The following is a 16195-nucleotide window of genomic DNA, read 5'->3' as shown; positions in this document are numbered from 1 at the left end:
TGATTTTCACTATTAAAAATAGCTCAACGGCTTCTCAGCCATTTCCCGTCTTAACCTTTAATATTTCTTACGCCAACGGTTCCTACCACCTATTTGCACTTTCGGAACTTCAGGTTTAGGAATAAACTGCTTTTCAGCCTGAAACATTCGGCCTTGTCCACCGTCAACACCCAACTCTAACAAACAATTCCAATCTTTTACCTGTTCGACGCCAACAGCAATAACCTGAGTTTTGGTTCCTTCACAAGCACCAATTAAACTCCTTATGAACAACTGATTTTCTTGTCTTTTGTCGATATTTTTCACTAAACTTCGATGCAACTTTAGGTAATTGACCTCTAGCTCTTCAATATAATGTGTACTGGTTATCGTACGACCAACTTGCTCAACGATAACCACACATTCTAAAGCCGAAAGCATTCGAATCAATGGGCGAATGTACTCTAAATTATCAACTAACTGACCTTCAACAAATTCAAAGCTTAGTTTGCGTCGAGTCGCAGCCGTCAACTGCAATAATTCATCTCTCATCCATGTAAGATTGCCCTTATCTTTAAAAGGTTGAGTATGTAAATTAATAGAATAATGAGAACTAAAGGCCGTGCTTTTAAGATAGGTTAAAATCGTTTTTACTACAATTTGATCCATTTGAGATTGATAGCCGACTTGCTCAATCGCCGACATAAATCTCGAGGCTTTGAGAACACTAACACCATCATTTATTCGGGCAAATAACTCATTATGCAAAAGGGTTGTTTTATTAATTGAATGATCAAACAGATAACATGGTTGTTCAAAAATCAGCACGCTACCATTAGCAAAAGATTTATCAAATAATGTACGCCACCTTACCGTACCTCGCGGATCGCCTAATACCTGCTTTTTATCAAAGCGACTCCAATTATTAATACTTTGCAGCTGAGCGCTTTTCAATGCGGTTTCCGCTTCATTGATTATTTTACCTACTCGCTCACCTTCTGAGTACATAGTGATACCAATATGGCACCAATTGTCCGGCTCCATTGAATCTATCGTTTGTATTTTTTCTAGCTGTCGAATGCATTGATTGGCAAGAACTGAAATATCTTTACTGTTTTGATGAGGAATTAAAGCGGAAAATTCATATTCATCATATCTAGAAAACACAATGTCTGGAAACCGCTGAACGACTGTTGAAATAACATGAGCAACTTCAACGATAAATTCATCGCATCTTTGTTTATCTGTCTTTTCGTTAATCTTGTCCCAATCATAAATACGAAGTAATAATACTGCCCCTGTAGCGCCACTTTCTTGTAACACCGATTCCAATTTCGAGAAAAACAGCACTCTATTAGCGGCTCCGGTTAAATGGTCTAAAAACGTGTGACTACGAATAAATGTGTCGAAACGGCTTCGTTCCAACCGTGCATCTCGCAACTCTGCAATGAGAACATCCAACGCTTCACTTGTTGTATATGGCCATTCTTGTTCGTCACCTTTAGCATATTGAGACAATCTCCCGGCAAGGATCATTCTTCCACGCTCTTCCAGAAGCTCCGATCCTTTAAGTTGTTTTTTCAACCAACTGACACCTTGAAACAGACAAAATAAAACTAAAGCAATCGCCAAAGAGACCGAAGATAAGGCACTAAAAGAATGATTTTTTTCTAAATAAGGGGAAAGAGCTCTAATGGCAATAGAAAAGTCGGGGTGACTACGTAAAAAATAAGATTTTTCATACAAACGCAAGTTATCAACTTCAATCGAAGCATCCACATAGTTATAAATAACACTATCAGAAGAAAACAACGTTAATTCAACTATATTATTTGCTGTAGCTAATAATGGTAACCAACGTTCTATGTTGTCGAGGCTATTATCCGTGTCTAACGATTGATCAATGACTGACACGATCCCTTCAACTTGTTGATTAAAGTACTCTTGTCCAATATTTTTAAAAGTAAGAGTGCCGCCAACAAACAGAATAAACATTGCCCCAATAACGATGATAGTGACAAAAGCAGTAAGTCGTGTACTCAACTTAAGAGTTGGGGTATAACGCATGAATAGTAAAATCCTTTTAACTATTTAATTTTAGTCCCTTGTATCAGGCCATTCCTTGATAACTAGCCTCTATTGGATAGGATTGAATCCATTTTCAACCCGAGATAAATAATACCCTTAAACTCAACCAATAACTGTGCCTAAATTAGATAATGCAACGTAAGGCTACAAATAGATAGAAAATAAATGATCTGTTTTCTTTTTGATAATAGGCAAAAAACTCGCATATAGAAAGTTCACTTTATCTGCATTCAGTCGATATAGTGAGATGCTTTAGTCCGAGTTTAAAGCCCAGTAAAGCTAAAGAATCAAAATTCGTATTGTTTTTTAAACTTCTTTAGTCCTTGTGTTGTAAATTGAATAGCTCTGGAATCTAGGTCCTGTTTAGCCCATCCTCTTTTTAGTGCATTATTCAATACCCATTGTCCCAAATGTCCTGCTAGATGACTCCTTCTTTCACTCCAATCCAGACAAGATTTACACAAAGGCCTTTTACCCTTGTTAAACCCCAAAGCACTTGTCTTTGTTGTTGCATTGTTGCCGCAATTTATAACTGATTCAGAAAGACTAACACCACAGATCATAATACTATGCATTGTTAGTGCTTCGATTCATTTTACTATTTATTTTGGTTATGCCCTTCTTACTGAGAATGCTACGCAAATATCGAGCAGTGATTTAGGGAGGAAAATATTTGATAAGTTAAGTGGCATTACATTTTTAATTTTCGGTATAGCTCTAGCAGTAACCAATATCGCCAATTAAACCCATTATAGATTTCTATTTAAGTATTCAAAGCCATCTGTTTGCTTTTTAAACGGTCCTTCGGCATACCGCATAATTTGTACATAAATAATACAAATATTGATTAAAAATACACATTTTTTCTTAACAAACAAAAGAAAGCCGCTAATAGCGGCTTCTAATGTACTTTCAACATTTATGTCTTTGTCTTTCGTTAGAACGGTATATCGTCATCAAAATCCATTGGTGGTTCGTTGTATTGAGGTTGAGACTGCTGAGGTGATTGTTGAGGTGCTCGTTGAGCAGGAGCAGCAGGTTGTTGTGGCGCTTGAGCTTGTTGCACAGGTTGCTGAGGTTGTCCCCAATTACCTTGCTGTTGAGCTGGTTGTCCACCACCCATCGCTTGAGTGCCTCCTTGACGACCGCCTAACATTTGCATTACACCATTAAAGCCTTGAACCACAACTTCAGTCGTATAGCGATCTTGGCCACTCTGATCTTGCCATTTACGCGTTTGAAGCTGACCTTCAATATACACTTGTGAACCTTTACGTAAATACTCACCAGCGACTTCTGCTAACTTGCCAAATAGAGCAACTCTATGCCACTCGGTTTTCTCTCTTTGCTCGCCTGTCGCTTTATCTCTCCAGCTTTCTGAGGTAGCAATGGTAATATTTGCCACAGCACTACCACTAGGCATATATCGAACTTCTGGATCGCCACCCAAGTTGCCAACCAAAATTACTTTGTTTATTCCACGGCTCGCCATGATCTGCTCCGTATAAATGTTCAATCAAAATATAAGGCGACAAGAATACCATGAACATTGATAGTCTCAACCTTTCTTACTCTCAAAACCAATCTAGAGTATGGAATAAAGACAAATTAACCTACATAATTCCCTTTAAATACTTCGAGTGAACCTACATTTTAATGAAAGATCGCGAGCTATTCTTTGTCAATAAATCAATGTGATACGCATTAATGATCGGATAATCCGGATACATCATGACACTGAACAACCAGCAAGATAAGGTAAAAAAAATCCCATATGGTTAAGAAAGTATGATGCAAAATAATATCAACGTGATATGTGTTAAAGATGAGAGTACTTATTCAGCATTTCTTTTAAAATATTTAAAACAATGCAACGGCATTCATCATAAAGTCCTTTCTAGTTGCGAGATTGAACACTCATTAATTCCTAAAGAAAACTGTTTATACTTCATTAGTTTCAATAATGCCGTCATACTGCATAAGCAAATAGAAAAATTAACAGGCCTAAGCAAGCAATGTTTTATTGTTGTCTATGACGCTCCAGTTAATATTAGCACCTCGACATTAATAAGGTTAGGTCGCCTTAAAGGTTACTTTCTCTTAGGTGTCTCAAACCGAAATTTTTTAAGTGGTGTAGAGGCGATTTTGTCAGGGAAAAATCAACTACCAAAAAACATTTCCTCTCAGTTAATTGAATACTATCAATCTCTAATAGTTCGCTTTAATCAGCCATATAGTACTGAACTGACTCAACGAGAAATTGTTGTTTTGGAATATCTGCGGTCAGGCTTATCAAATAACAAATTAGCAGATGAACTTTTCATCAGTGAGCATACTGTCAAATCACATCTATATAAGATTTTCAAAAAGTTAAGTGTATCGAATCGAACTCAAGCTATTGCATGGGCTCATAGGTATCTACCTTAAACTTCCTTTAGCGTTCCTCCCATAATTAAGACTTGTTAACCCAACAATACGCAATTTCATATCGCTATGTTATTCTATGCCCAATAATAACGAAAAATCATTCTGCAAAGGATTCTCTATGATCAAGAAATGTCTTTTTCCGGCAGCTGGCTACGGTACACGTTTTTTACCTGCTACAAAATCTATGCCCAAAGAAATGATGCCTGTCGTCAATAAACCATTGATTGAATACGGTGTCGATGAAGCAATTGAAGCAGGATTAGATGGCATGTGTATTGTCACTGGCCGCGGAAAAAATACCCTTATCGACCATTTTGATAAAAACTTCGAACTTGAACAACAAATTAATGGTACCAACAAAGAAGAGTTGCTTGGTGATATTCGTAGAATAATGGAATCAGCTAACTTTACTTATATCAGACAGCGAGAGATGAGAGGCCTTGGCCATGCAATACTAACCGGTAAAGAATTGATTGGTGATGCGCCATTCGCAGTCGTTCTTGCTGATGACCTTTGTGTTAATGAAGAAGGTCAAGGGGTATTGTCACAAATGGTTGCCCTCTATAAACAATTCCGTTGTTCTATTGTTGCTGTACAAGAAGTACCAAAGGAAGACATTCATAAATACGGTGTTATTTCTGGTGAAATGATTAAAGATGACATATTCCGTGTTGACGATATGGTTGAAAAACCAGAACCAGGAACCGAGCCAAGTAACTTAGCGATTATCGGCCGTTATATTTTAACCCCAGACATTTTTGATATTATTGAAAATACTAACCCAGGTAAAGGTGGTGAAATACAAATCACCGATGCGCTTTTACAACAAGCTAAATCGGGATGTGTGCTAGCTTACAAATTTAAAGGTCGCCGATTCGATTGCGGAAGCGTTGATGGTTATATTGAAGCAACCAATTATTGTTACGAAAATCAATATCAAAAAAATGAACAAAAAGTAGAGTTGGATAAACACGCAACAGAAAAAACCAAATAGCGAACTAAGTAACCAGCTAACTCGCCAAAATATAAAAAATGCTGCCAATTAGGCAGCATTTTTTATTTACCTTAACTGTTTTTTTATACAGTAATCATTGCAGATAAATTTGACTGTGCGATACTTGAAAAATTGCAAGTAAAATGAGCAGAATAATGGATCAGATAGAAGTCCGCGGGGCGAGAACCCATAACCTTAAGAACATCAATTTAATTATTCCTAGAGATAAACTTACCGTCATCACGGGTTTGTCTGGTTCAGGGAAATCCTCTTTAGCTTTTGATACTCTTTATGCGGAAGGCCAGAGAAGGTATGTCGAATCACTTTCAGCCTATGCGAGACAGTTCCTGTCTTTGATGGAAAAACCGGATGTCGATCATATTGAAGGGTTATCACCCGCAATATCTATCGAACAAAAGTCTACTTCTCATAATCCCCGTTCAACAGTCGGAACAATTACCGAAGTTTATGACTATTTGCGTCTTCTTTACGCTCGGGTCGGTGAACCACGCTGCCCTGTTCATGAGGTTCCACTTACGGCTCAAACGGTTAGCCAAATGGTAGATAAAGTTCTAGAACTACCAGAAGGTTCTAAACTTATGTTACTTGCACCAGTAGTCAAAGAACGCAAAGGTGAGCACACTAAAACCTTAGAGAATTTAGCAGCACAAGGCTTTATTCGTGCGCGTATTGATGGTGAAACTTGTGACTTATCCGATCCACCACCTTTAGAGTTACACAAAAAACATACGATTGAAGTGGTCGTTGATCGCTTTAAGGTTAGAAGTGATCTTCAGCAAAGATTAGCAGAGTCCTTTGAAACCTCATTAGAATTATCGGGTGGCATTGCCATCGTGTGTTGGATGGATGAAAAAGATAACCAAGATATTGTTTTTTCGGCTAATTTTGCTTGTCCACATTGTGGCTATAGCATGCAAGAGTTAGAACCGAGACTATTTTCTTTTAATAACCCAGCAGGCGCATGCCCTACTTGTGATGGTCTGGGAATACAACAATATTTTGATCCTAGTCGAGTAATTTTAGACGACACCATCAGTATTGCAGAAGGTGCAATCAAAGGATGGGATCAGAAGAATTATTACTACTTTCAAATGTTGAATTCATTAGCTGAGCATTACAAATTTGATTTATTTGTACCTTTTAATTCTTTACCAAAAAAAATCCAAGATACGATTTTAAAAGGATCGGGAAAAACTGAGATTGAATTTAAATACATTAATGACCGAGGTGATATACGAGTAAAACGACATCCATTTGAAGGGATCTTAAATACATTAGAAAGACGATATCGCGAGACTGAATCGAACTCGGTACGGGAAGATTTAGCCAAATATATTTCTACTAAGTCATGTACCAGCTGTAATGGTACACGATTAAGAACCGAGGCTAGAAATGTGTTTATAGAAAACACACCTCTGCCCGATATTGTAGAAATGAGTATTAGCGACGCAATGGCTTTTTTTGAAAACCTCTCTTTAACCGGACAAAAAGCTCAAATAGCAGAAAAGGTAATGAAAGAGATAGGCGACCGGCTAAACTTTCTCGTTAATGTAGGCCTTAACTACCTCAATCTTTCTAGAAGTGCAGAAACACTTTCAGGTGGAGAAGCACAGCGAATTAGATTGGCTAGCCAAATTGGCGCAGGCTTAGTTGGAGTAATGTATGTACTCGACGAGCCTTCTATTGGGCTCCACCAGCGAGACAATGAACGCTTATTGAAAACCTTGACTCATTTACGAGATTTGGGCAACACCGTACTAGTGGTAGAGCATGATGAAGATGCAATGCGATCCGCAGACCATGTTATTGATATAGGTCCAGGCGCCGGCATCCATGGTGGTCATGTAGTAGCAGAAGGCACCATGCAACAAATTATTGATACACCAGAATCACTTACTGGCCAGTATCTTAGTGGCGTAAAAGAGATAAGTATTCCTCCGAAGAGAACACCTAAAGATCCAAAGAAAACCGTCGAGCTTATTGGCGCATCGGGCAACAACCTTAAAGATGTGACTCTTTCACTGCCTGTTGGTTTATTTACTTGTGTCACAGGCGTATCTGGATCAGGAAAATCCACTCTAGTTAACGATACTTTTTATAAAATAGCACAAACCTATCTCAACGGTGCTACAACCGTAGAGCCTGCCGCTTATAAAAAAATTAATGGCTTGCAACACTTCGATAAAGTTATCGATATTAATCAGAGCCCTATTGGACGAACACCTCGTTCAAACCCAGCAACTTATACAGGGATTTTTACACCTATCCGAGAATTATTTGCTGGCACACAAGAAGCTCGCTCAAGAGGTTATAAACCTGGTCGATTTAGCTTTAATGTTCGCGGAGGACGTTGTGAGGCATGTCAAGGTGACGGCGTGATTAAAGTGGAAATGCACTTTCTTCCAGACGTGTATGTACCTTGTGATGTCTGTAAAGGCAAACGTTATAACCGTGAAACATTAGAAGTCAGGTACAAAGGCAAATCTATTGATGAGGTCTTACAAATGACCGTTGAAGATGCAAGAGAGTACTTCTCACCTGTTCCTGTCATCGCTAGAAAACTGCAAACGTTAATAGATGTAGGTTTGTCTTATATCCGTTTAGGCCAAGCGGCTACAACACTTTCTGGAGGCGAGGCTCAAAGGGTGAAACTGGCCAAAGAGCTCTCTAAACGCGATACCGGTCAGACTCTTTATATATTAGATGAACCAACCACTGGGCTTCATTTCCATGATATCCAACAATTGCTTACGGTATTACATAGGTTAAGAGATCATGGTAACACCGTCGTTGTTATTGAGCACAATTTAGACGTAGTAAAAACGGCTGATTGGGTCGTAGATCTTGGACCAGAAGGCGGACAAGGCGGCGGTGAAATAATAGCAGAAGGAACACCAGAAGAGGTTGCTAAGGTAAAAAGATCACATACTGCTAGATTTTTAAAACCGATGCTCAAAGCCAACAAGAAATAATTGCAGCGATAGTTAATCTTAATTTTTCAATCTCGTTTTAGTTACTCAAGCCAAAACCAAGTTGTAAAATAGTTAATTGTTCTAACAAGTATATGGTTAAAACTAATCGTCTCTAGGTTGTAATAAGAAAAAAAGGTAAAGTATAAAAACGAGCACCGCTCGTTTTTATACTTAGGGATGTAATAATGGCGATCATTCACCTTAGTGGTACAAAATTAGCTCAAAACAAAGCTAAAGCACCACTGAACCGAAAATTTATGTATTCAGTTGGCTTTATCTTTCTCATAGCCATGCACTTATATATTGCTAATTTAGGCGGAACAGGCTTAGCTCTCCCTTTTAATATCAGCACTTGGTTAGCACTGAGTTTTGTTATTGCTATAGGTTTATACCATATGGCAAAAACTCGACAAGTACGTTACTCAAAGCTATCGATGGTTCTCTTTATAACTTGTATTTTTCTAACACTGCCTGTTTTTTATCCTTTAGCTAATAATTGGATGAGCTCGCTACCTCGATTAATCGGCCTTTGGTCTGGATGGTTTTTCTTCTTCATACTTCAACAATTTCGTCTAAGTAATCAACATAAGCAACGGTTACTTTGGTTTATCGTCATTGCAACGGCAATGCAAGCGATATTAGGTTACATGCAGTTATTTGGTTTACTTCCAAAAGACATTATTGGCTACAACGACTTTACTCAGCTTCCATTTGGCATTTTCCAACAGCTAAGTGTTATGGTGAGTTTCCTATCAACTGGTGTCATACTCTCTGGCTACCTACTAGCAAGACAGCAACGAAAGTATGGTCAACGAATCAGCCGCACGCTCTTTCTTTATTTGATGCCGATTTTTACCATCCCATTACTGATATTACTAAGTCAAGAATTGGAATGGATTGGAACCGCTATCGGTTTTGTTTTCGTTGCCATCTATCTGTACCGATTTTCCACTCGACAAAGATTAGGTGGTTGGGTATCCCTATCCATTGCTGGTGTAGGATTAGGTCTCATTCTATTATCTACTATCGGGCATCAAATTCCCGACTCGAAAACGCCAACAATATCGAAAACAATTCTATTCCCACAAGCTATTGATATGTTGATTGAAAAACCGTTTACTGGTTATGGTTACGGTCAAACTGAACCAGAATACGCATTATATACCGCAAGACAACATCAATTAAATCCCAATTACCCACCAGGGTATACCTCTGTTAAACATCCACAAAACGAATCTCTTTATTGGGGTATCGAGGGTGGAGTTGTCCCTATCATTGGCCTTATTTTTGCGGCATTAATGGTCTTATTTAAAATCTATTCAGCTCGAAAAGGCACTCGATTAGCCATATTCAGTTTATTTATCCCTATTATCATTCATAGCCAAACGGGAATGCCTTTCTACTCATCTGCCGCCCACTGGCTAGTATTAATCATTTTACTTTACTGGGTAGATCAAAGAACCTCAAAATATCACGTTTTTTCGCTATCTACGATCAGCCGAATATTTATTAAAAATATCGCCTTAATTATTCCTTTAATTGTAACAACTTACATGATGCTAGCGTTGCAGACTACTTTTACTCTGTACCGATTCGAAAAATCATACCCAAAAGATATAACAATACTATCCCAAGCTATTTACCCAGTATCACAAAAAATCGAATATGACTGGCAACTACATAGTAACTTGCTCAAACAAGGTTTAGTAAATAAAAATAGAGATCTAATAATTCAATATATTAACTGGTCTATCATTGCGATAAAACATACCCCTAGAGAACAATATTATCGACATTTAATCCTTGCCTATTTAGGATTAGGTGAAATAAGTAAAGCGGAGCAAATCCGAACCGAAGCCAATTTCCTTTTTCCGAATGACGATTTTTCAACAATAAATATTGATCCGATAGATAACTCATTACCTGAAGAAAACAATACGGAAGAAGTCACCGACCAATAACGTTTTAAGCTCTTTTCACCTTAAATATTAGAAACTGTGTACTGCTAGTATAATTATCTATTTTAACAATTGACTTTTTCATAACAAAATCGTTCAATAAAACCTTCTAATTTCTGATGTCAGATTTTAGACATTCGCCTCACAGCGATATAAAACAATCTAGCAATTAAAATTATACTTTATAACAGAAGAGGAGCATTGCCCAGGCAGCTGCTTTGTGGAGCCTCAACTCCAATACAAAGCAATCAGGGGGAGCAATGCCGAGATAAACATTCATTGAGTGTGAATATTTGTCGGTTGAGTAGGCTGAATCCTACCAATTGTCACTAAATTTCGTTTGGTGAAGAGCTTCTGAGGTCCGCATAGATAATTAATGCTTTTCCTCTGCTCTAGAAATCTCTCTTCAATATAACAAAAACAAACTGTTAATTTGACCATATACAGGGAGAAATGCCGTGAGCGCATTCAATGTAGCAAAATTTGGTGGAACAAGTGTTGCCAACTTCGAAGCCATGAGTCGTTGTGCCGAAATTATCGAGAATAATCCAAAAACCAAACTCCTCGTTAGTAGTGCTTGTTCTGGTGTAACTAATTTATTAGTAGAGCTTGCTAATGGTGTTCAAGACGATCAACGTCGCCAAACTATTATCAAACAACTTGAAGTAATTCATTATGCCATTACAGATCAACTTGCTGACCCAGATAAAACCAAACAAGCCGTCGCCTCATTATTAAAAAGTGTCGCGTCAGCAGCAGAAGCGGCCTCGTTTCAAAGCAGCGATAAACTTACCGATCACATGGTCGCGTATGGTGAGCGTATGTCGACCCACATACTCACTCAAATATTAGTTGAACGAGGAGTAAATGCTGTTCGATTTAACATTCGCGAAATAATGAGAACCGATAGTTTTTTTGGTAAAGCAGAACCAGAACTAGGCACTATTTCAGAGCTCGCTAAAGAAAAACTCGTCCCTTTGTGTCAAAATCATGTTGTCGTCACTCAAGGCTTTATTGGCGCAGATAAAGAAGGAAACACCACAACATTTGGTCGAGGTGGAAGTGACTATAGCGCTGCACTTATAGCAGAAGCAGTAGCAGCTGAAGGGCTCGAAATATGGACCGATGTTCCTGGAATTTATACAACCGATCCTAGAATTGCCGAAAAAGCCTCACCTATTGCTGAAATTAGTTTTAGTGAAGCCTCTGAAATGGCCAACTTTGGTGCCAAAATTCTACACCCTTCCACTTTGGTGCCTGCGCTTCGTCATGAAATCCCTGTATTTGTAGGTTCATCAAAAGTACCAGAAAAAGGCGGAACCTGGATACGACAAGAGGTAGAGAGCTCCCCTCTATTTAGAGCTTTAGCATTACGCAGTAATCAAACAATGGTTACGCTACGTAGCCCAAATATGTTTCATGCTTATGGTTTTTTGGCTGAGGTCTTTAAAATTTTAGCCAAATACAAAATCTCTGTCGATCTCATTACTACCTCAGAAGTAAGTGTTTCACTAACGCTTGACCAAACCAATACCTCTGGTGGTGCACCTGAACTACCAGCAGAAGTAAGAAAAGAATTAGAACAACTTTGTGTGGTAGAGGTTGAGCAAAATTTATGCTTGGTTGCTCTCATTGGTAATAATATGAGCCAATGTAAAGGCTATGCAAAAAAAGTATTTGGTACGTTAGAAGAGTTTAACTTGCGCATGATTTGCTATGGTGCAAGCCCACACAACTTATGTTTTTTAGTTCATTCAAATGACTCTAGAAAAGTCATCCAAAAATTACACCAAGAACTTTTTGAATGTTAGCGCTAAGCTTTTAAAATAATAGCCTCATATAGAAACTTATTATGAAATTAGATTCGTGAAAATTTTATTTCTAGTGAGATAACTTTAAAACAAAAGGCTTAGTTTTCACACTAAGCCTTTTCATTATCATTGCACTAGTTTAAGTAAGAACCTAATCTATATTTGGACCTAACCATTTTTCTGCTTCTAACCGATCCCAGCCTTTTCTCTCTGCATAATCTTCTACTTGGTCCGGTTGTATCTGAGCAATAGCAAAGAATCTAGAATCAGGGTGAGAAAAATACCAACCTGAAACTGACGCACCTGGCCACATGGCGTAACTTGAAGTCAACGACATACCAATTTTTTCTTCTACGTCAAGAAGCTCCCACAGTGAGCCTTTTTCGGTATGCTCAGGACAGGCAGGATATCCAGGCGCAGGCCTTATTCCTTGGTATTTTTCTCGGATAAGATCTTCATTTGATAAATTTTCATCTAGTGCATAACCCCAAATTTCTGTACGCACTTTTTGATGTAAATATTCAGCAAATGCTTCAGCTAAACGGTCGGCGACCGCTTGAACCATGATAGCGTTGTAATCATCGCCTGCGGCTTTGTACTTATCGGCAAGCTCTCTTTCACCTATACCACCGGTAACAGCAAAACCACCAATCCAATCTTTTTTACCACTGGATTTAGGTGCAATGTAATCACTTAAACAGTAATTAAAGCCTTTCGGTTTTTCTGTCTGTTGGCGTAAATTATGAAGGACTTTTGCTACTTTAGTCCGAGATTCATCGGTATAAACTTCAATATCATCTCCAATACTGGCTGCAGGCAATAGCGCACAAATACCGCTGGCTTTAAGCAAACCTTCATGTTCAATTTTATCCAACCAAGCATTGGCATCATTGAATAACCGTTTCGCTTCTTCGCCTACCTCTTCATGTTCGAAAATTTTAGGATATTTACCCATAAGCGTCCAAGTCATAAAGAAAGGCGTCCAATCAATATAATCTCTTAAAGTCGCCACATCAAAATCTTCAAAAACATGAACACCTAATTTAGCTGGAACAGGTGGAGTGTAAGCTTGCCAATCAATATTAACCTTGTTATCTCTTGCTCTTTGTAAAGAAACTGGCTTCGTTCTTGGTTTTTTACGGGCATGTTGCTCACGAACGGTCACGTAATCTTGTTGAAGTTTTTCAACAAAGGCAGGTCTAAGCTCATCAGATAATAACGAAGAACACACACCAACTGCACGGGAAGCATTATTAACGTAAACCACAGGACAACTATAATTTTGCTCTATCTTAACCGCTGTATGAGCTTTCGATGTAGTTGCACCACCAATCAGAAGAGGAAGGTTAAATCCTTGCCGTTCCATTTCCTTGGCAACATGCACCATTTCATCAAGTGAAGGCGTGATCAAGCCTGACAGACCAATAATATCAACCTTTTCTTCTTTAGCGACTTTGAGTATTTGCTCGCAAGAAACCATTACACCTAAATCAATAATCTCGTAGTTATTACACTGTAGAACCACCCCGACAATATTTTTACCTATATCGTGTACATCACCTTTTACTGTGGCAAGTAAGATCTTTCCGTTAGTGCTGCCCACTTGTTTAGACGCATTGATATAAGGTTCAAGATGAGCAACGGCTTGCTTCATAACTCGAGCAGACTTAACGACTTGAGGTAAGAACATCTTCCCTTCACCAAACAAGTCACCCACTACATTCATACCGTCCATCAACGGACCTTCAATAACGTGCAGAGGTTTCTCAGTATTCACTCTTGCTTCTTCAGTATCGTCTACAATAAATTCGGTGATACCTTTGACTAGCGCGTGTTCTAATCTCTTTTCTACAGGCCAACTGCGCCACTCTAATGCAGAAGCGTCATCTTCTTTGCCGACCGCATTCCCTCTATATTCATCTGCTATTTCTAACAGATTTTCAGTGCCTTTATCGGTTCTATTTAATACCACGTCTTCAACTGCTTCACGCAGTTTCTCTGGAACATTATCGTATATTTCCAGCTGACCCGCGTTAACAATACCCATATCCATGCCATTCTTAAAACAGTGATAAAGAAAGACGGCATGTATAGCTTCACGCACATAGTTATTGCCTCGGAATGAAAACGATACATTGGACACCCCACCCGATATCATCGCATAAGGAAGGTCACGTTTAATATCAGCAACGGCATTGATAAAGTCAACGGCATAATTATTGTGCTCATCTATACCGGTAGCAACAGCAAAAATATTAGGATCAAAGATAATATCTTCAGGCGGGAAACCAACTTCATCAACTAGAATTCGATAAGCTTCTGTACATATTTCGAGTTTACGCTCTCGTGTATCTGCTTGTCCGACTTCATCGAAAGCCATAACAATGACAGCTGCTCCATAACGACGAACTAGTTTTGCTTGCTGAACAAACTTTTCCTTACCTTCTTTTAGCGAGATAGAGTTTACAATGCCTTTGCCTTGGATACATTTCAGCCCAGCTTCTATCACTTCCCATTTAGAAGAATCGACCATAATTGGTACTTTGGAGATTTCAGGCTCAGTTGCACACAGATTTAAAAAACGCACCATACACGATTCTGAATCAAGCATTCCCTCATCCATATTAATATCGATAATTTGAGCGCCGTTTTCAACTTGCTGCCGAGCTACTTCTAACGCTTCATCGTACAATTCTTCTCTGATCAAGCGTTTAAATCGTGCTGAACCAGTTACATTAGTTCGCTCACCCACGTTAATAAATAGTGAATTTTTATCAATAGTTACTGGCTCTAAACCAGAAAGACGACAGGCTATAGGAATGTCCGGTAATATACGTGGTTGAACACCTTGTACTGCTTGTGACATTTGACGAATATGTTCCGGCGTTGTACCACAACAGCCACCCACTAAATTAACGTAACCACTTTGTGCCCATTCTGAAATATGCTCAGCCATATCTTCAGGAGAGAGATCATATTCACCAAAAGCATTGGGTAAACCTGCATTAGGATGAACGGAAACAAATGATTCTGAAATACGCGACATTTCGACAACATATTGCCGTAGCTCATCTGGACCTAACGCACAATTTAAGCCAAATGAAATAGGCTTTACGTGGCGTAGAGAATTGTAAAACGCTTCGGTCGTTTGACCTGATAATGTTCTACCTGATGCGTCAGTAATGGTTCCAGATATCATTATGGGTAGCGATATACCTAATTCTTCAAATACACCTTCTACAGCAAATGCACAGGCTTTAGCATTTAGGGTATCAAAAATAGTTTCAATCAGTATTAAATCAACGCCACCTTTGATAAGTGCTTTGGTTGATTCTGAATACGCTTCAACCAATTCGTCAAAATCAACATTACGAAAACCAGGATCATTAACATCAGGAGAAATAGAACAGGTACGGTTAGTCGGACCTAACACCCCTGCAACATAGCGAGGCTTCTCTGGCGTTTTTGCACTCCATTCATCCGCAGCTGCTTTTGCTAATTTAGCAGCGGTGAAATTGATTTCTCCACTCAAGCTTTGCATATCATAATCGGCCATCGCAATACTGGTCGCATTGAACGTATTGGTCTCTAGGATATCTGCACCCGCTTCTAGATACTCACGATGGATATCTGCGATCAATTCAGGCTGAGTTAAAACTAAAAGGTCATTATTACCTTTTAAATCTGAATGCCAATCTGCAAAACGCTCTCCTCGATAGTCTTTTTCCTCGAGTTTATGGTTTTGAATCATGGTGCCCATGCCACCATCAATGAGTAATATTCGCTGTTTTAATTGTTGTTCTATTGTTTCTCGTAAATTACTTCCAGACACGTTTAAGCCTCAATATTTTTAACTTTGCAGACATCCTATCACACAACGAGTAGAAATCTAGACGTCTAAACAGAACAAAAATAGGATTATGGTTAACCATCAGTCTTTAAAAC

General features: G+C 38.6%; 9 protein-coding genes and 1 riboswitch. Of the genes, 6 read left to right on the top strand and 3 right to left on the bottom strand.

All coding sequences use genetic code 11. The features are described from left to right. Positions 1 to 57: 57 nt before the first annotated feature. Entirely contained in the window at positions 58 to 2046 is a 1989-nt protein-coding gene (gene csrD / locus ACLKML_RS13495; protein WP_413285734.1) for an RNase E specificity factor CsrD, read from the bottom strand. A gap of 498 nt (positions 2047 to 2544) precedes the next feature. Here csrD and ACLKML_RS13490 point away from each other — a divergent pair, with 498 nt between their 5' ends. After that, on the top strand, positions 2545 to 2811 hold the full coding sequence (locus ACLKML_RS13490; RefSeq protein WP_413285733.1) for a LysE family translocator: 267 nt from the start codon (positions 2545 to 2547) through the stop codon (positions 2809 to 2811). A gap of 193 nt (positions 2812 to 3004) precedes the next feature. On the opposite strand, the gene ACLKML_RS13485 is transcribed toward ACLKML_RS13490, so the two are convergent. Then, the gene (locus ACLKML_RS13485; protein ID WP_413285732.1) at positions 3005 to 3559 is read right to left on the bottom strand and encodes a single-stranded DNA-binding protein; all 555 of its coding nucleotides are present in this window, start codon (positions 3557 to 3559) and stop codon (positions 3005 to 3007) included. Between the two features lie 296 nt (positions 3560 to 3855). On the opposite strand from ACLKML_RS13485, the gene ACLKML_RS13480 reads away from it, so the two are divergent. The 5 genes from ACLKML_RS13480 to lysC all read left to right on the top strand — a co-directional run bounded on the left by ACLKML_RS13480 (position 3856) and on the right by lysC (position 12250). Next, the gene (locus ACLKML_RS13480) at positions 3856 to 4494 is read left to right on the top strand and encodes a response regulator transcription factor (RefSeq protein ID WP_413285731.1); all 639 of its coding nucleotides are present in this window, start codon (positions 3856 to 3858) and stop codon (positions 4492 to 4494) included. Between the two features lie 118 nt (positions 4495 to 4612). Next, the gene (gene galU, locus ACLKML_RS13475) at positions 4613 to 5488 is read left to right on the top strand and encodes a UTP--glucose-1-phosphate uridylyltransferase GalU (RefSeq protein ID WP_413285730.1); all 876 of its coding nucleotides are present in this window, start codon (positions 4613 to 4615) and stop codon (positions 5486 to 5488) included. A gap of 155 nt (positions 5489 to 5643) precedes the next feature. Further along, positions 5644 to 8481, top strand: a complete 2838-nt coding sequence (gene uvrA, locus ACLKML_RS13470; protein WP_413285729.1) for an excinuclease ABC subunit UvrA — start codon at positions 5644 to 5646, stop codon at positions 8479 to 8481. A gap of 185 nt (positions 8482 to 8666) precedes the next feature. Then, complete coding sequence (locus tag ACLKML_RS13465; RefSeq protein ID WP_413285728.1) at positions 8667 to 10442, top strand: Wzy polymerase domain-containing protein; 1776 nt, start codon at positions 8667 to 8669, stop codon at positions 10440 to 10442. A gap of 180 nt (positions 10443 to 10622) precedes the next feature. Further along, positions 10623 to 10801: riboswitch (Lysine riboswitch) on the top strand. 96 nt (positions 10802 to 10897) lie between these two features. Then, positions 10898 to 12250, top strand: a complete 1353-nt coding sequence (gene lysC / locus ACLKML_RS13460; RefSeq protein WP_413285727.1) for a lysine-sensitive aspartokinase 3 — start codon at positions 10898 to 10900, stop codon at positions 12248 to 12250. 151 nt (positions 12251 to 12401) lie between these two features. On the opposite strand, the gene metH is transcribed toward lysC, so the two are convergent. Further along, positions 12402 to 16082 (bottom strand): methionine synthase, encoded by a 3681-nt coding sequence (gene metH, locus ACLKML_RS13455; protein ID WP_413285726.1) that lies wholly within the window; start codon positions 16080 to 16082, stop codon positions 12402 to 12404. Between the last annotated feature and the right edge of the window lie 113 nt (positions 16083 to 16195).

The sequence above is a fragment of the Vibrio sp. MA40-2 genome, assembly GCF_047302445.1.
Taxonomy (GTDB): Bacteria; Pseudomonadota; Gammaproteobacteria; order Enterobacterales; family Vibrionaceae; genus Vibrio.
The sequence above is the reverse complement of the archived record's forward strand: the minus strand, read 5'-3'. Positions and strand labels throughout refer to the sequence as shown.